This window comes from Aeromonas sp. QDB63, assembly GCF_027707425.1.
Taxonomy (GTDB): domain Bacteria; phylum Pseudomonadota; class Gammaproteobacteria; order Enterobacterales; family Aeromonadaceae; genus Aeromonas; species Aeromonas caviae.
Genome location: NZ_JAPCIS010000015.1, coordinates 67162 through 83263, shown reverse-complemented (window position 1 = coordinate 83263; position 16102 = coordinate 67162). Strand labels below are relative to the sequence as shown.

Annotated in this window: 13 protein-coding genes and 1 tRNA gene; 8 read left to right on the top strand and 6 right to left on the bottom strand. The window is 61.3% G+C overall.

Going from position 1 to position 16102, the window contains the following annotated elements; genetic code table 11:
- The first annotated feature begins 167 nt into the window (after positions 1-167).
- Positions 168-244, top strand: a tRNA-Asp gene (locus PG879_RS11820).
- 1311 nt (positions 245-1555) lie between these two features.
- On the opposite strand, the gene PG879_RS11815 is transcribed toward PG879_RS11820, so the two are convergent.
- From PG879_RS11815 to PG879_RS11795, 5 genes are all read right to left on the bottom strand, one after another.
- On the bottom strand, positions 1556-2542 hold the full coding sequence (locus PG879_RS11815; RefSeq protein WP_029313511.1) for a helix-turn-helix transcriptional regulator: 987 nt from the start codon (positions 2540-2542) through the stop codon (positions 1556-1558).
- A 286-nt stretch (positions 2543-2828) separates the two neighbouring features.
- Positions 2829-3215 (bottom strand): SirB2 family protein, encoded by a 387-nt coding sequence (locus tag PG879_RS11810; RefSeq protein ID WP_039040394.1) that lies wholly within the window; start codon positions 3213-3215, stop codon positions 2829-2831.
- A complete protein-coding gene (locus tag PG879_RS11805) occupies positions 3212-5068 on the bottom strand; it encodes a monovalent cation:proton antiporter-2 (CPA2) family protein (protein ID WP_010672573.1) in 1857 nt (618 codons plus the stop codon). Before PG879_RS11805 ends, PG879_RS11810 begins: the two co-directional genes overlap by 4 nt.
- A gap of 70 nt (positions 5069-5138) precedes the next feature.
- Complete coding sequence (locus PG879_RS11800; RefSeq protein WP_010672574.1) at positions 5139-5738, bottom strand: NAD(P)H-dependent oxidoreductase; 600 nt, start codon at positions 5736-5738, stop codon at positions 5139-5141.
- A 59-nt stretch (positions 5739-5797) separates the two neighbouring features.
- Complete coding sequence (locus tag PG879_RS11795; RefSeq protein WP_041212185.1) at positions 5798-6640, bottom strand: LysR family transcriptional regulator; 843 nt, start codon at positions 6638-6640, stop codon at positions 5798-5800.
- Positions 6641-6780: 140 nt separating this feature from the next.
- On the opposite strand from PG879_RS11795, the gene PG879_RS11790 reads away from it, so the two are divergent.
- From PG879_RS11790 to PG879_RS11765, 6 genes are all read left to right on the top strand, one after another.
- Complete coding sequence (locus PG879_RS11790; RefSeq protein WP_042881944.1) at positions 6781-7503, top strand: SDR family oxidoreductase; 723 nt, start codon at positions 6781-6783, stop codon at positions 7501-7503.
- A gap of 76 nt (positions 7504-7579) precedes the next feature.
- Positions 7580-7903 (top strand): hypothetical protein, encoded by a 324-nt coding sequence (locus PG879_RS11785; protein ID WP_041214286.1) that lies wholly within the window; start codon positions 7580-7582, stop codon positions 7901-7903.
- Positions 7904-7948: 45 nt separating this feature from the next.
- Positions 7949-8380, top strand: a complete 432-nt coding sequence (locus tag PG879_RS11780) for a DUF411 domain-containing protein (protein ID WP_010672577.1) — start codon at positions 7949-7951, stop codon at positions 8378-8380.
- Between the two features lie 288 nt (positions 8381-8668).
- Positions 8669-10834, top strand: a complete 2166-nt coding sequence (locus PG879_RS11775) for a S9 family peptidase (RefSeq protein ID WP_270830230.1) — start codon at positions 8669-8671, stop codon at positions 10832-10834.
- A gap of 547 nt (positions 10835-11381) precedes the next feature.
- On the top strand, positions 11382-12353 hold the full coding sequence (locus tag PG879_RS11770) for a TAXI family TRAP transporter solute-binding subunit (RefSeq protein ID WP_029313514.1): 972 nt from the start codon (positions 11382-11384) through the stop codon (positions 12351-12353).
- Positions 12354-12440: 87 nt separating this feature from the next.
- Entirely contained in the window at positions 12441-15005 is a 2565-nt protein-coding gene (locus tag PG879_RS11765; RefSeq protein ID WP_270830229.1) for a TRAP transporter permease, read from the top strand.
- An 88-nt stretch (positions 15006-15093) separates the two neighbouring features.
- Here PG879_RS11765 and PG879_RS11760 read toward each other — a convergent pair whose 3' ends face one another.
- A complete protein-coding gene (locus PG879_RS11760) occupies positions 15094-15252 on the bottom strand; it encodes a hypothetical protein (protein WP_005332188.1) in 159 nt (52 codons plus the stop codon).
- Positions 15253-15424: 172 nt separating this feature from the next.
- Between PG879_RS11760 and PG879_RS11755 the strand changes: the two genes are divergently transcribed.
- The gene (locus tag PG879_RS11755) at positions 15425-16051 is read left to right on the top strand and encodes a lysoplasmalogenase (RefSeq protein WP_039040401.1); all 627 of its coding nucleotides are present in this window, start codon (positions 15425-15427) and stop codon (positions 16049-16051) included.
- Positions 16052-16102 lie beyond the last annotated feature (51 nt).

Sequence of the window (16102 nt, the reverse complement as noted above, 5' to 3'; positions counted from 1 at the left end):
CAGAAGTGAAACGCTGTAGCGCCGATGGTAGTGTGGCATTCGCCATGCGAGAGTAGGACACTGCCAGGCACCCAATTAAACGGTGATGTGAAGAATCACATGACTGGCTGCGAGGATGACACCTCATAAAGAAGCGGCAAATGATTTAGCGAAAGCTAACCGAATGCGGAGCGGTAGTTCAGTCGGTTAGAATACCGGCCTGTCACGCCGGGGGTCGCGGGTTCGAGTCCCGTCCGCTCCGCCACTAAATTGAAAGGCCTTCCCTATCGGGAAGGCCTTTTTGCTATCTGACATTTACCCAGTCTCTCATCCTCAGTAGCAGGCCGCTTGGTTGGGTTATCACCCCTCCTACGACAATCTCCGCCCTATAGAATGGCATTCATGCTTCATTCGTGGTCACACATATAGACAGTTCAGGGATGACTCAACAATCTGCCTGGCTGAGCAGAAGTCAGTGGCCATCGTTACCTGGAGTTAGTCGCCAGGAAATATCCTGGCTGGTTGGTTGCGGCTGATCTGCTGCGTTCTGAGGGCCTAGTGGATGTCGCTGAGCATAGACGAGGGAGGGCGCAGGAAAGGTAAGGTGCGCTACTGTGGCTGAGTCTGATGGGGTTATCCAGGATGCAGGTGATATCTGGTAAAAGCGTGATGTTGTAGGACCGCTCAGGCTGATTCCATTTTCTGTTGTGTCGTGGGCATGGGGTGCACAAAAGAAAAGGGGACAGCATCTGCTGTCCCCTCAAGTCATTTCGTCCATTCCCTGAACTGCCATGCTCCCTGCAATCCTTGACGCTATCCTTTCCTTTGGAAATTCCCCTTCCCAATCCGTTGGGGTGTCCTGTGGCCTTCCTAGCCTGGCAATCTGTCCTGATTGCTTCACCCTCTCCTTCCTGGAGGTGTCCATTACCACATCCCGTGGTGTTCCTGCGTCATCCTGACTGATAACCATCCTGGTTATCACGCTTCATCTTGAAGCTGTTCCTGACCGCGTCTTGCGGTGTCCTTTCATCCTTGATGAGCGACAATCCGTACCACTCAACCTCATCCCGAGGTATCCAACTACCGCATCCTGCGGTTGTCCTGTCGATCCTTGTGATAACCATCCTGGCTATCAACCCCATCCCGAGGTGTTCCTTGCCCACATCCTGCAGGCTATTCCTTGTTTATGCGCTGTTTCTGCATCCTGCCGAATCAGGCCGTCCTTGTGAGACCCATACTAAGGCAATTACGGGCTCGAACAAGGTGTGCATTCGGCTTGGGTTCCGTGACATGCGGTGCAGAAATGGGCTTGTGTGGAATATTATCTACGTTTATCAGTTGCTTAGATAGTTTCCATGGAAAGCATACCCAGTGCGGGATGGCTTCACGTACGGTTCAACACTGAGGGGTCTTACAGGGGGAATGGCAGATCTCTTACAAGCAGAAATCGGTAGGAAAACGATGGTACAGCCGCTTCAATCAGGGGTGTAAGAGTTCAAAATTAATTGAATACTTATGCTTTAAAAGTAGACAAAAGCCGAGATAAATCTCGGCTTTGTATTGTCTGCTGGTTTCTTTAGCTGACCCTTGTCCCAGGAGTCGGGTAGGCCTTGCGCAGTGATTCGGGTGCAAGTACCTCCAGGTTGCCGCTCATGTTGTTCAGCCAGGAGCGGAACTCGGGCGTATCTTGCACTTCGGTCTCCACCACCACGCTGCGCTTGTCGTAACGGGTCATACGCGGGTTATGTCCCGGGATTTGTCCATCGATCAGTGTCGGGCAGTTGGCATCGATGCGCCCGACGAAGCGGATCGGACCGCTGACGTCCTGATAACCCTGGTCGCGGATTAGCTTCTGGATATTGAAGTCCTTCGGCTGGGTCGCGCTGAAGTTGGTCAACTCCACGTTCTTGATGTGATCGAACGGAATGCCGTAGACCTTGGGATCCAGCTCGGACAGGGTACAGAGCAGGATGGGGCCATCGGGCTGGTTCAGGATGCCGAGGGGATTGATGCGGTCATAGCAGAGCCAGACAGTACGCTCCTTGATGACACGCTGGATCTCGGCGCTGAACTTGCGGCCACGCCAGAGGGCGTCGCGGATCAGGGTGCTGCGGCGGATCTCCGGATTGCCGGCGAAGGGGCGAGGTGACTGGTGCACGCTCTCCAGCCAGCGCTCGGCCAGTTCGCTCTGGCTGTCGCGGATCACCTGACCAGCCTTGTCGATCAGCGGGTTCAATTCGGTCAGCACGCTTGCCGGCAACAGTTGGCTCGCCTGGTCGCTCCAGGTTTTCAGGGCCACTGCCAGCGAGAGCGGCATGATGTTGGCAAAGTCATTGAGACCATGGCGCTCGAAGCACCAGCCATGAGGCTTGCTGCGCTCATCGGAGGTGAGGTCGAACAGTCCCATGCCGGACATCTCTTCCAGGTCCCGTTGCACGGTACGGAGACTGACGTGAATGCCTTCCTCTTCCAGTTTTACCTGGAGTTGGCTGGCGGTCAGCTTGTAAGGGCGGTGCGGGATGCAACGCGCCAAGGTCAGTTGTCGTAACAGCTTCTTACTCATGGTGCATGCCTTCACTGGTTTAGCGTTGAGTGTATCCTAGCCATGGCCTGCGACAGTCTATGTCGCAAGTTTTGCTGCGACAACTGTCGCCATTTTCATACATGAAGAACCAAGGTGTTGATAAATAAGATAAAATAACAAGTTAAAGGGGTTGTTTGAGCCCTTTTTTTATTGAAAACAAGCCTTGCGAGAATGCTCGCGACCTGGGTGACTGGAAGGAAATGGAAGCAATATGGAGGGGGAGGTGGGAAGGAGGTGAGGGACGGGCCCCCACCTCGACACGTCGTTACGCCAGCCAGGACCAGGCTGATTTGGTGATGGCTGCGCCCACCATGTAGCCGAATACTGCGAGAGCGGCCACTCCGGCCACCAGCTTCTGGCCGCGGGCAGGACGCTTGAGCGCCATGACGCCCAGGCCGATGTAGATCACCAGGGCAATCAGCTTGGCCATCAACCAGGGCTGCTGGCCAGGGCTCATCTGCAGGGTCACCGCCAGCAGCACACCAAACAGCAGCAGGAAGGTGTCGTTGATGTGGGGTAGCACCTTCAGCCATTTCTGTTGCAGCCGCCCGCTGCCCGCCAGCGCCAGGCTCCAGCGGTAGAGGAAGAGCAGCAGGCTGACCAGGGCCAGGGTCATGTGAAGGTGTTTGAGCATGGGGTAATAGGCAATCATGTTGCTTCCTTGTCGTTGTCGGGCAGACCGCTGTTCCATTGATGGGCGTGGGTACGCTCCTGTCCTTCCTGATCGTCTTGCAGCAGGTCGGAGAGGATGTCGCGGTATTGCAGGCTCTTGTTGATATAGGTGTGCTCGTCGTCCAGGTAGTTGACCTGTTCCCGCAGCAGCCGGTTGTCATACTGCTTGAACATCTGCCCCGCACGCCAGGCCTGATTGGCCCTGAATCCCAAGAGGGTGAGTGCTTCTACCCCAAGATCCACGGCCGACCCCAGGGTTTCGCGGTGCACGCTGTCTATCCCGTGGCGCAGGATCTCGTGGGCATGGGGTCTGTCCTGGGCACGGGCCAGTATTCTGAGGTGCGGGAAGTGCTTTTTCACCATCTCGATCACTTCGAGGGAGGTGGCCGGGTCATTGAGGGAGAGCACCAGCAGTTTGGCCTTGTGGGCGCCGGCCGCGTGCAGCAGGTCGAGTCGGCTGGCATCCCCATAAAACACCTGGTAGCCGTACTTTCTCAGCATCTCTATCTGGCTGGCATCCTGCTCCAGGATGGTGGTGCCAATACCATGGCCGTGGAGCAGACGCCCCACTATCTGACCGAAGCGACCGAAGCCGGCGATGATGACCGGGTGTTCCACCAGCTCGGGCTGTTCGTGTTCGGGGGTGTCGCTCTGGTTGCGGTAGTCGAACCAGGGCTGGATCACCCGATCGTTGAGGATAAGCAGCAGCGGTGTCAGCGCCATGGAGAGGGCGACGACCAGAGTCAGCAGTGAGATGGTGCTGCCCGGCAGTACCTTGTTCTGGGCGGCGAACGAGAACAGCACGAAGGCGAACTCCCCGCCCTGGGCCAGGGCCAGGGCGAAGGTCCAGCGCTGGTTCGGGGAGAGGCGAATGACAAAGCCGAGCCCCATCAGCACCAGCCACTTGAGCACCATCAGACCGATCACCAGTGCCGGGATCAACAGGGGATGGGCGGCAAAGAGGCTGAAGTCGATGCCGGCACCCACCGACATGAAGAAGAGGCCGAGCAGCAACCCCTTGAACGGCTCAATGTCCGCTTCCAGCTCGTGGCGGTACTCGCTGTCCGCCAGCACCACGCCGGCGAGGAAGGAGCCGAGGGCGGGGGAGAGGCCGACGGATTCCATCAGCACGGCGATGGCGATCACCAGCAGCAGGGCGGCAGCAACGAAGATCTCCCGCATGTGGGACTGGGCGATGGCGCGAAACACCGGCCGCATCAGGTAATGACCACCCAGCACGATGCCGGCGATGGCGGCCACCACCAGCAGGCCGTGCTGCCAGCCTGCCAGCTCTGAGCTGCCGCTGCTGGCGACCGGCGCGATGGCCAGCAGCGGCAGGATCGCCAGGATGGGGATGACGGCGATGTCCTGGAACAGCAACACCGCAAACGCGGAGCGGCCGCTCTCGCTCTGCATCAGTTTGCGCTCCTGCAGGCTCTGCAGCACGATGGCGGTGGAGGAGAGCGCAAGAATGAGACCGATGGCGAGCCCCTGCTGCCAGGGCAGACCCAAAAGATAACCCACCCCGGTCAGGGCGACACTGGTGAGCAGCACCTGCAGACCACCGGTGCCGAGGATGGGCCCTTTCAGTTGCCACAACAGGGCCGGGCGCAGCTCCAGACCGACCAGAAACAGCATCAGCACCACCCCGAACTCGGCGAAGTGCATCACGTCTTTCTGCTCGCCCACCAGACCAAGCAGGAAGGGACCTATGATGATCCCCGCCAGCAGGTAGCCAAGGACGGAGCCCAGCCCCCACCGCTTGGCTAGCGGGACGGCGATCACCGCCGCCGAGAGGTAGATCAGGGCATCAAACAGCAATCCATGTCCCATCAGCGGCTCCTCCTTAACATGATGAATGCCGGTGAGGGCTGGCCGGGCCTGCGCCCGGATCGAGTGTGTGTCATGGGAGTACCCCCAGCAGATCGCGCAGATAGGGGCTCTCGGCCAGCTGGGCCGGGGTCAGCTGCTCGTCACGCAGGGCGCACAGCAGTTGGCGATAGTCCTGGCCGCAGCGGCGCAGCGCCTCGGGATCCTCGAGTTTGTGGAAGGAGTGCAGCACGAAAGGGGGCAGCCAGCGCATGCCGCACAGCTGTGCGGTCTGCTGGAAGGGGAGCAGGAAGTCGAGCAGCGGGCGCTGGTTGTAGCCGGCGCGGCAGTAGGATTCGGGGCCGCCCCCCGTGGTGATGGCGCTGAGCCACTGCTTGCCGCTGAGGGCGTGGGCCTCGGGGCCGTAGGCATAGCCGTACTCCAGCACCAGGTCCATCCACTCTTTCATGATGGCCGGGCAGGAGTACCAGTAGAAGGGGTGCTGGAAGACGATGATGTCGTGCTCCGCCAGCAGGGCCTGTTCCCGTTTCACGTTGATGAACATATCCGGATAGCGCTGGCAGAGATCGTGCAGGGTGATCCCCTCCAGCCCCTCGATGGCGTGCAGCAGTTGCTTGTTGGCCCGGGAACTCTGCAGCGCCGGGTGTGAAAAGATGACCAGAATGCGTTTCATGGGATTCCTGAAGAGGGTCTGCTGCCGGCACATGCGACAGACTGTGAGCTGAAACGTTATCAAGAAGCTCCCTGGCCCGCCAGTTCCGGGATCAGTGCGCGCAGCGCCGGATTCAGGGTCTGGTGGGCGGGGTAGCAGAGGCCGATGCGGCGGAACATCCGGGGGCCGCTCACGGGCAGGGTGCACAGGCCCGCTTCGTCCTCCACCAGCCCGTCGGGCAGGAAGCTGATGCCCACTCCGGCCAGCACCAGCGCCATCACCAGCCCCTTGCTCTCGGCCTTGGCCACCAGATTGAGGGTGAGCCGGTCACAGGCCAGCAGGCCTATGGTTTGCTGATGGGCTTCGCAGGGGGGACACTCAATGAAATCATGGTGTTGCAACTCAGCCAGCTCGATACGCGCCCTGCCCGCAAGAGGGTGTCCCCTAGGAACGCACAGCACGTACTCCTCTTCCCAGAGCGGCAGGAAGATCTCGTCCTCCCGGCGCAGGGCATCCAGGGTCAGCCGGCAGTCGGCCGGGGTGCCGTAATCGGAGAGGGTGAGATCCAGCTCGGGCAGCACCCCCTGCACCCGCCGAAGCAATCCCGCCAACCGACGGCGGCTGAGGTCGGGCATGATGGCCATGTTGAGTCTCGCACGCGTCGCCTTCTGGCGAAACAGGGTCGGCAGGCGACGCGCCTCTTCCACCAGCTTGACGGCGTGGGGATAGAGATAGTGGGCCGGATCCTTCGCTTCCACCCCCTTCTTGCCCCGGATGAAGAGGCTGTCCCCCAGGCTCTCTTCGAGCTGGCGAAGGCCGGCGGAGAGGGAGGGTTGGCTCACGTGGCAGCGGGCTGCCGCTGCCGTGATGTTCTTCTCTTCATAGATGGCGATGAAGAAGCGCAGCAATCTCAGGTCCAGCATGGGGATACCATAGTTAATTCAGATGATAACCAGCGGAAAACTATATTTATCGCCGATGGATGTAGCGACTATAGTGACTGGGTCCCGTGCTGGCCAGCCCTTGTTTGACGCCCATTTCAACGCATCAGAAGGAAAACTCCATGTCCAAGTCCCTCGTGGTGATCACCGGCGCGTCCGCCGGGATCGGTGCCGCCATTGCCCGCGCCTTCTCCGCCGCCGGCCATCCGCTGCTGTTGCTGGCCCGCCGGGTCGAGCCCATGCAGGCGCTGAACCTGCCCGATACCCTCTGCATCGGGGTCGATGTCACCGACACCGCCGCCATGAAGGCCGCCGTGGCGCAGGCGGAGGCGCAATTCGGCCCGGTGGGATGTCTGGTCAACAATGCCGGCGTCATGCTGCTGGGACAGGCCGACGTGCAGGATCCCGCCGAGTGGCAGCAGATGCTCAATATCAACGTGATGGGGGTTCTGAATGGCGTGCATGCGGTACTGGCCGGCATGAAGGCCCGCCGCAGCGGCACCATCATCAACATCAGCTCCATCGCCGGTCGCAAGACCTTCCCGAACCATGCCGCTTACTGCGCCACCAAGTTCGCCGTCCACGCCCTGACCGAGAATATCCGGGAAGAGGTGGCCGATGTCGGCGTGCGGATGGTGACCATCGCTCCGGGCGCGGTGGAAACCGAGCTGCTCAGCCACACCACGGACGAGAGCATCAAGGCGGGCTATCACGACTGGAAGGATCAGATGGGAGGCGTCATTGCCCCCGAGGTGATCGCCGACGCCGTGCTCTACGCCTGGCACCAGCCGGCCAACGTCTGCGTGCGGGAGATCGTGCTGGCAGCCACCCGTCAGCAACCCTGATGCAAACGGGGGAGGGGTTGACCCTCCCCCTGGGCCAAGGGTTACCATAGGCCCTCTTTCGTCATTGAGTCGTCTCATGGTCCTGACCCGTCGCCAACTCGCTCGCGCCCGCCGCTGGCTCCCCCTGTGGAGTCTGGTGCTGGTGCTGATGTCGTTTGGCAGCCGTGCGGCCACCGATCTCTGTACCCTGACGCCCCATTGCAGCCAGAGCGAGCGTACCCTGGAAAAAGCCATGCCCTGCGGCAGCTTCACCTCGGCGCTCGCCATGACGGTGCTCACCAGCGACAGCCTGACGGTTGCCCGGCTTGAGCCCGACAGGCCGACATACCTCTCTCCCTCTCTGTTCATGCCGGAGGCGCCCCTGGAGCGTCTCGAGCGTCCGCCCCGTCACCACGGCTGAGTCGAGTTTCCCTTTCCGGGCATTTCTTCTTAACCGAGGTGAGATATGTACAAGTCCCTGTTACTGGCCGTGCTGGCCGGTACCGTCAGTTTTTCTGCTCTGGCAACCGGGCAGATGACCGTCTACAAGTCCCAGTATTGCGGTTGCTGCAAGACCTGGATCAAGCACATGGAAGAGAACGGCTTTGAGGTCAAGGTCGTGGAAACCGAGCAGCTTGACCCGATCAAGCAGCAGCATGGCATCACCCCGCAGCTGGCCTCCTGCCACACCGGGGTGGTGAATGGCTATGTGGTGGAGGGGCATGTGCCCGCTGCCGACGTGCAGAAGCTGCTCAAGGAAAAACCGGCGATCCGCGGTCTGACCATTCCGGGGATGCCCCAGAGTGCGCCGGGCATGGATATTCCGGGTCAGCCCTATCAGGTGCTGAGCATCAGTGACGAGGGCGCGACCAAAGTCTGGTCGAGCTACCCCGGCTGATGGATGCTGACCGTGAGCAGACACACTTTCATCATGTGAGGCACACCTGAGCGAACCCGTGTCGCCCACGGTCAGGGAGGAGGGCCGCCATCGCGAGATGGCGGCCCTTTTTCGTCGATTTGGGGGGGAATGTCCGGGGAGCCCTTGCAACCCCGGGCGACAAGGGGCAGATTGATCGCCAATTTTTATTTTCTCAGGGACGCTTTTCCCACTGCCTGCCGGTGTGCCGTCTGGATGCGTGCAGCACCAGCGGGAGGGGCGGCCCTGTGACAGCGCAAAGGATGCGACATGTTCACCTTTTCCCGGGGGTTGCTGCTGGCTTGCCTGCTTGCTGCGCCCTGTTCCCATGCCAACGAAGAGTCCGCCATGCCTACAAGCGATACTTCCACCCAGCCTGTCATTGTCCCCCCGGTGGCCGCCAAGCACCCCCATACCCTGAAAAAACACGGGGACACGCGCGTCGACAACTACTACTGGCTGCGTGACGACGAGCGGCAGAAGCCCGAGGTGCTGGACTATCTCAAGGCAGAGAATGCCTACACCGAGGCCATGCTCGCACCGATCAAGCCGCTACGCGAGCAGCTCTACAAGGAGATGGTGGCCCGTATTCCCCAGCAGGACGAGTCTGTCCCCTATGTGAAGAACGGCTACCGCTATCAGACCCGTTACGAGCCGGGCAAGGAGTACGCCATCTACTCCCGCAGCAAGGTGGAAGGGGACGGGGCGCCCACCCTGCTGCTGGATGGCAACCAGCGCGCCGAAGGCCACGAGTTCTATGCCCTGGGGGCGCTCGAGGTGAGCCGCAACAACCGTTGGTTGGCGGTGGCGGAAGATTATCTCTCCCGCCGTCAATACAGGATCCAGTTCCTCGATCTGGAGAGCGGCGCCTGGGCCGCCGACACCCTCGAGAACACCTCCGGCAACCTGGTGTGGGCCAACGACAGCAAGACGGTCTTCTACGTGCGCAAGCACCCCAAGACCCTGCTGCCCTACCAGGTCTATCGCCACGAGCTGGGCACGGACCCCGCGAAGGATATCCTGGTCTACGAGGAGAAGGACGACTCCTTCTATGTGAGCCTCTACGCCACCACCTCGGAAGATTTCATCGTCATCTCCCTCTCCAGCACCACCACCAGCGAGGCGCGCCTCATTGATGCCAATGTGCCGGGCCAGACGCCACGCCTGTTCCTGCCCCGTCAGGTGGATCACGAATACAGCCTGGATCACTACCGTGGTCGCTTCTATGTGCGCTCCAACAAGGACGGCAAGAACTTCGGCCTCTATGAGACCAAGGAGAGCCCGGTGGATCGCTGGAAGGCGGTGATCGCCCCCAATCCGGACGTGCTGCTGGAGAGCTATGCCCTGTTCAGGGACTGGCTGGTGCTGGAGGAGCGCAGCCAGGGGTTGACCCGGTTGCGTCAGGTCAACTGGCAGAGCGGCGAACAGAAGGAGATCGCCTTCGACGATCCCGCCTATGTCACCTGGCTTGCCTACAACCCGGAGCCGGACACCAGCGCCCTGCGCTATGGCTACTCCTCCATGACCACGCCGTCCTCCACCTACGAGCTGGACATGGACAGCGGCAAGCGGACTCTGCTCAAGCAGCAGCCGGTGGCGGGCTTCGTGCCTGCGCAATATGCCAGCGAGCGGCTCTGGATCACCGCCCGTGACGGCGTGGCTGTGCCGGTGTCGCTGGTCTATCGCAAGGACAAGTTCAAGAAGGCAGGGGGTGGTGCAGGCACCAATCCCCTGCTGGTCTACGGCTATGGCTCCTACGGCGCCAGCATGGACCCGGACTTCAGCAGCTCACGCCTGAGCCTGCTGGACCGGGGTTTCGTCTACGCCATCGCCCATATCCGGGGTGGCGAGGAGCTGGGCCGCACTTGGTATGAAGAGGGCAAGCTGCTCAAGAAGCAGAACACCTTCAACGACTTCATCGACGTGACCGAGGCGTTGGTGGCGCAAGGCTACGGCGCCAGGGATCAGGTCTATGCCATGGGAGGCAGCGCCGGCGGCCTGCTGATGGGGGCCGTCATCAACCAGGCGCCTCAGCTCTATCGCGGCGTGGTGGCCCAGGTGCCCTTCGTCGATGTGGTCACCACCATGCTGGACGAGTCCATTCCCCTCACCACAGGGGAGTATGACGAGTGGGGCAACCCGAACCAGAAGCGCTACTACGACTACATGAAGGCCTACAGCCCCTACGATCAGGTCAAGGCCCAGGCCTACCCGAATCTGCTGGTGACCACGGGGCTGCACGACTCCCAGGTGCAGTACTGGGAGCCAGCCAAGTGGGTGGCCAAGCTGCGTGAGTTGAAGACGGATGACAACCAGTTGCTGCTCAGTACCGACATGGAGGCCGGTCACGGCGGCAAGTCGGGCCGTTTCAAGGCCTATGAGGACATCGCCCTGGAGTTCGCCTTCATTCTGGAGCTGGCTGGCAGCAAGGCGTGATGGCCGAGCCCAAATGAAATCAGCTTGTTACCAAACCCCGTTCCGGCAGCCCCGGATCGGGGTTTTTGCATCTTGGCGACAAAAGCGTCATTAACGTCGTGTTTATGCTGTTCAGTATGCATTTCGCAATATAACGGACCAGGTTTCTAATCCTTGCCAGTCAAGGGTTGCGAAAGAATCTGGGCGTTCTTTTTATTGCTTCCCTTTGATAGTTCATGTAATTAATCTGCCCTTGAGAAATTAATGATCCGCTTCAAACTTCTCGCTATTTAAATCCGCCATTTTGCTGTTTTGTTTGATTTATGTTGGTGTTATGTGCTTAATCGGGGCGTTAATGCTTTTGAACTGACCCGTTTCTGGTCAGATCACCTCCGATCGGCATGACGCTGATTATCTCACCGCAGGATGATGGTGGCTTCTGGAAGGGCGCGTGCTGCTCGACCATTTCCTCGTACGAGGTCGTATAGGCGAACCCAGTCTTGATGCGGGTCTGTCTCATATTCTCCCGGGAAACGGGTGAAATAAATCAATGAAAAGGATGAAGAACATGAAAGGATTATCCTTGGCGTGCGCCTTGTCGGCGGCTCTGGTCGGTGTGTCGTTTGGTGGTCCGGTGCAAGCGCAGGAGCGCTTCGTGACCATAGGCACCGGCGGTCAGACCGGCGTCTACTACGTGGCGGGCCAGTCCATCTGCCGCTTCCTCAACCGCGGCGCCGCCGATCACCAGATCAAGTGCAACGCCCCGGCCAGTGGCGGTGGTGTTGCCAACGTCAACGGCATCCGCTCCGGCGAATTCAACTTCGGCATCATGCAGTCCGACCACCAGTACAAGGCGATGAAGGGCGTCGAGCCGTTCAAGGCCGAAGGTCCGATGGATGACATCCGCGCCGTCTTCTCCCTGCAGAGCGAAGTGTTCACCATCCTGGCCCGCAAGGACGCCAAGGTAGCCAGCTTCGACGACCTGAAGGGCAAGCGCGTCAACATCGGCAACCCGGGTTCCGGTCAGCGTGACACCTTTGAAGAGATCATGACCGTGAAGGGCTGGGACAAATCCGCCTTCAGCCTGGTCTCCGAACTGAAACCCGCCGAGCAGGCCTCTGCCCTGGGTGACAACAACATCGACGCCATGAGCTACTTCGTCGGCCACCCGAACGGCGCCATCCAGGAAGCCTCCACCACCACGGACACCGTGCTGGTACCGGTCACCGGCCCCGAGATCGACAAGCTGCTGGCCGAGAAGAGCTACTACAGCAAGGCCGAGATCCCGGGTGGTCTCTACAAGGGCAGCCCGAACCCGACCCCGTCCATCGGTGGCAAGGCGGTGCTCTCCACCAGCGCCAAGGCTGACCCGGAAGTGGTCTACCAGTTGGTCAAGTCCGTGTTCGACAACCTGGACCGCTTCAAGCGCCTGCACCCGGCCTTCGCGGATCTGAAGGAAGCCGACATGATCAAGGTGGGTCTCTCCGCTCCGCTGCATGAAGGCGCTGTGCGCTACTACAAGGAACGTGGCTGGATGTAATCCGGCTGCGTCTTCGGATGTGCCCCGGACTCGCTCCTCCTTCGGGGGAGCGAGTCTCATTTATTGCAGTACCTACAGAGTCACACTATGCAGCAAACACAACAACAAGAGGCGTTCTCGGCCGAGGAGCTGATCGCCCAGGACGTCGGCGCCAGGCTGCCCGTCGGCCCCATGAGCTGGATCATCGCGGGTCTTGCGCTGATCTGGTCCCTGTTCCAGCTCTGGATAGCCTCGCCGCTGCCCTTCTCTCTCGGCATCGGCGTCCTCAACGACACTGAAACACGCTCGATTCACCTGGCCTTCGCCATCCTGCTCGCCTACCTGGTGTTCCCGGCCATGCGCAGCTCACCGCGAGACAGGGTTCCCCTTGCCGACATCGCCCTCGGCCTCGTCGGTGCCGCCGTCGCCAGCTATCTGTTCGTGATGTACCAGGAGCTTGCCCAGCGTCCCGGCAACCTGACCACCATGGACTTCGCGGTGGCCTGCGTCGGCATTCCGCTCCTGCTGGAAGCGGCCCGCCGCGCCCTGGGCCCGGCCCTGGCGGTCATCGCCATCGTCTTCCTGGCCTACAGCCTGGCCGGTCCCTGGATGCCTTCCCTGCTGGCCCACCGCGGGGTGAGCCTGCATGCGCTGGCCAACCACCAGTGGATCACCACCGAAGGGGTGTTCGGCATCGCCCTTGGGGTCTCCACCAGCTTCGTCTTCCTGTTCGTGCTGTTTGGCGCCCTGCTCGAGCGTGCCGGTGCGGGCCACTACTTCATCCAGCTCGCCTTCAGCCTGCTGGGTCACCTGCGCGGCGGCCCGGCCAAGGCGGCCGTGGTCGCCTCGGCACTGACCGGCGTCATCTCCGGCTCCTCCATCGCCAACGTGGTGACCACGGGCACCTTCACCATCCCCATGATGAAACGGGTCGGTTTCTCCAAGGAGAAGGCCGGCGCGGTGGAAGTGGCCTCTTCGGTCAACGGCCAGATCATGCCGCCGGTCATGGGGGCTGCTGCCTTCCTGATGGTGGAGTACGTGGGCATCCCCTATGTGGAGATCATCAAGCACGCCTTCCTGCCGGCGGCCATCTCCTACATCGCCCTGCTCTACATCGTGCACCTCGAGGCGCTCAAGCTCGGGATGCAGCCCATCGGCAACCGTCAGCCGCGCCCCTGGCTGCGTCGCCTGACCGGCTTCGCCTTCGGTGCCGCCCTCATCAGCGGCCTCTCCATAGCGGTCTACTACGGTCTGGGCTGGCTCAAGCCGGTGCTGGGTGACTATGCCCTGCCGGGGATCAGCGTGCTGCTGGCCGTCGCCTACCTGGGACTGCTGAAGATCGCCGCGAGTAACGCACCGCTGCCGGCGGAAGACCCGGACAAGCCACTGGACGAGCTGCCCGAGACCCGCGCCGTGCTGCTCTCCGGCCTGCACTTCCTGCTGCCCGTGGTGGTGCTGGTGTGGTGTCTGATGGTGGAGCGCCTCTCCCCCGGGCTGTCGGCCTTCTGGGGGTCGGTGATGCTCATCATCATCCTGCTGACCCAGCGACCGCTGCTGAACTGGCTGCGCACCGACGGCAAGCATGACTACGGCTCCTTCACCGATGGCGTGGTGGACCTGCGCGAGGGGCTGATTGCCGGTGCCCGCAACATGATCGGCATCGGCATTGCCACCGCCACTGCCGGCATCATCGTCGGGGCCGTCTCCCAGACCGGCGTCGGCCTGGTACTGGCGGATCTGGTGGAGTTCCTCTCCATGGGCAACCTGCTGCTCATGCTGATCCTCACCGCCCTGCTGAGCCTCATCCTCGGCATGGGGCTGCCGACCACTGCCAACTACATCGTGGTATCGAGCCTGCTGGCGCCGGTGATCGTCACCCTGGGTCAGCAGAACGGCCTCATCGTGCCGCTCATCGCGGTTCACCTGTTCGTCTTCTACTTCGGCATCATGGCGGACGTGACCCCGCCGGTGGGGCTGGCCTCGTTCGCCGCGGCCGCCGTCTCCAAGGGCGACCCCATCAAGACAGGGATCACGGCGTTCTACTACAGCCTGCGTACCGCGGCGCTGCCGTTCCTGTTCATCTTCAACACCGATCTGCTGCTCATCAACGTGGACTTCGCCCACGGCGTACTGATCTTCTTCGTGGCCACCATCGCCATGCTGATCTTCGCTGCCGCCACCCAGGGCTTCTTCCTGGTGAAGAGCCGCTGGTACGAGAGCGTGCTGCTGCTGCTGGTGGCCTTCACCCTGTTCCGTCCTGGCTTCTGGATGGATCTGCTGCACGACCCGTATCGCGACACCGCCCCGGCCGAGCTGGTCCAGACCATGGGGCAGGTGGAGGCCGAGAGCACCCTGCGCCTGCGGATGGAAGGGGAAGATGCGGTGGGCAAGTTGCGCCGCTTCACTGTGTTGCTGCCGGTGCCGGATGGTGCGAGCGGTGAGGATCGTCTGACCAAGCTGGGGATCCAGACCTATGAGCAGGACGGCAAGATCCTGATCGACACCGTCACCTTCGGTAGCCAGGCGGCCGATCTGGGGCTGGAGATGGATCAGCAGATCCTGAGCGTCAAGGCGCCCACCGAGCGCTGGCCCAAGGAGCTGATGTGGCTGCCGGGCTTCCTGCTGTTCGGGGCCGTGGTCTGGCTGCAACGCCGCCAGGTCGCTCGACCCTGATCATCACCCAATAAAAAACGGCGCCTTCGGGCGCCGTTTTTTATGCTGGACTGTGATGCCGGCCGCTTCGGGCCATCAGTCCAGGGCATCAGTTGGACTGGGTCTGCTTCTGTTTTTGCAGTTGGTCGAGGGTCTGCTGCTCCTGCGGGCTGAGGCCAAGCTGCTCGCAGGCCTGTTCAAAGCTGATGCCAAGATGGCACATCATGATGTCGATAGCGGGCAGGTAGTTGGTCATAGCGTCTTCCATGGTGATCCTCCAGAGCTGTCTCTTATGCCCGAGGGCGGGGATGGGGGCAATTAGACTTTAGGTGTAGGGAGCCATCTGCTTCAGCCTCTGCCACTGGCCGGGGGAATTTGCTACTCTTGCGGGCACTAAAGAGGTTGCCGCCCCAGGGCGAGCAGCCGGTGAGGAGCAGGGCATGTTATTGAGTTTCTTGATCATCGCATCGGGCTGGTGGCACATCCGCGCGGCTTACGGCTCAGACTCCCGTCAGTTCTACATCAGCAAACCCCTGACCATGCTGTTCATCATCGCCCTGGCGTTTGGCTACCAGGGCGACGATCACAACGGCTCCCACGCCTGGATCCTGCTCGGTCTCTGCCTGTCGCTGGCGGGGGACGTGCTGCTGATGCTGCCACGGGATCGTTTCATCCAGGGGCTGGCGGCATTTTTTGTCGCTCACCTCTGCTACATCGTCGGTTTCGCCCAGGGGCCCCTGGTGCTCAAGCTGGTGGACGGCCTGCTGCTTCTGTTGGTGGCCGGCATGGTGTTCGGGCTCCTGTGGGGCCAGCTCGGCGAGATGAGGATCCCCGTCTTCTGCTACATGCTGGTGATCATCGCCATGGCCTGGGTGGCTGCCGGTGCCTGGCATGCCTCTCTCACTGCCGGCAGCGCCGCCGCCCTGGTGGGGGCGCTGATGTTCCTCTTCTCCGACAGCATGCTGGCGCTGGACAGATTCCGCCGCCCCTTCCCCCATGCCACGGCCTGGATCATGAGCAGCTACTTCGCGGCCCAATTCCTGATCGCCGCCTCCCTGGCGGGCTGACCAGCGGGCAGCCATGAAAAACGGGCCTTCTGGCCCGTTTTGCTATGTGAT

Bases quoted from the DNA above. Each gene is read 5' to 3' on its own strand.
- PG879_RS11815 (WP_029313511.1), bottom strand. From the start codon at position 2,542: ATGAGTAAGAAGCTGTTACGACAACTGACCTTGGCGCGTTGCATCCCG.
- PG879_RS11810 (WP_039040394.1), bottom strand. From the start codon at position 3,215: ATGATTGCCTATTACCCCATGCTCAAACACCTTCACATGACCCTGGCC.
- PG879_RS11805 (WP_010672573.1), bottom strand. From the start codon at position 5,068: ATGGGACATGGATTGCTGTTTGATGCCCTGATCTACCTCTCGGCGGCG.
- PG879_RS11800 (WP_010672574.1), bottom strand. From the start codon at position 5,738: ATGAAACGCATTCTGGTCATCTTTTCACACCCGGCGCTGCAGAGTTCC.
- PG879_RS11795 (WP_041212185.1), bottom strand. From the start codon at position 6,640: ATGCTGGACCTGAGATTGCTGCGCTTCTTCATCGCCATCTATGAAGAG.
- PG879_RS11790 (WP_042881944.1), top strand. From the start codon at position 6,781: ATGTCCAAGTCCCTCGTGGTGATCACCGGCGCGTCCGCCGGGATCGGT.
- PG879_RS11785 (WP_041214286.1), top strand. From the start codon at position 7,580: ATGGTCCTGACCCGTCGCCAACTCGCTCGCGCCCGCCGCTGGCTCCCC.
- PG879_RS11780 (WP_010672577.1), top strand. From the start codon at position 7,949: ATGTACAAGTCCCTGTTACTGGCCGTGCTGGCCGGTACCGTCAGTTTT.
- PG879_RS11775 (WP_270830230.1), top strand. From the start codon at position 8,669: ATGTTCACCTTTTCCCGGGGGTTGCTGCTGGCTTGCCTGCTTGCTGCG.
- PG879_RS11770 (WP_029313514.1), top strand. From the start codon at position 11,382: ATGAAAGGATTATCCTTGGCGTGCGCCTTGTCGGCGGCTCTGGTCGGT.
- PG879_RS11765 (WP_270830229.1), top strand. From the start codon at position 12,441: ATGCAGCAAACACAACAACAAGAGGCGTTCTCGGCCGAGGAGCTGATC.
- PG879_RS11760 (WP_005332188.1), bottom strand. From the start codon at position 15,252: ATGGAAGACGCTATGACCAACTACCTGCCCGCTATCGACATCATGATG.
- PG879_RS11755 (WP_039040401.1), top strand. From the start codon at position 15,425: ATGTTATTGAGTTTCTTGATCATCGCATCGGGCTGGTGGCACATCCGC.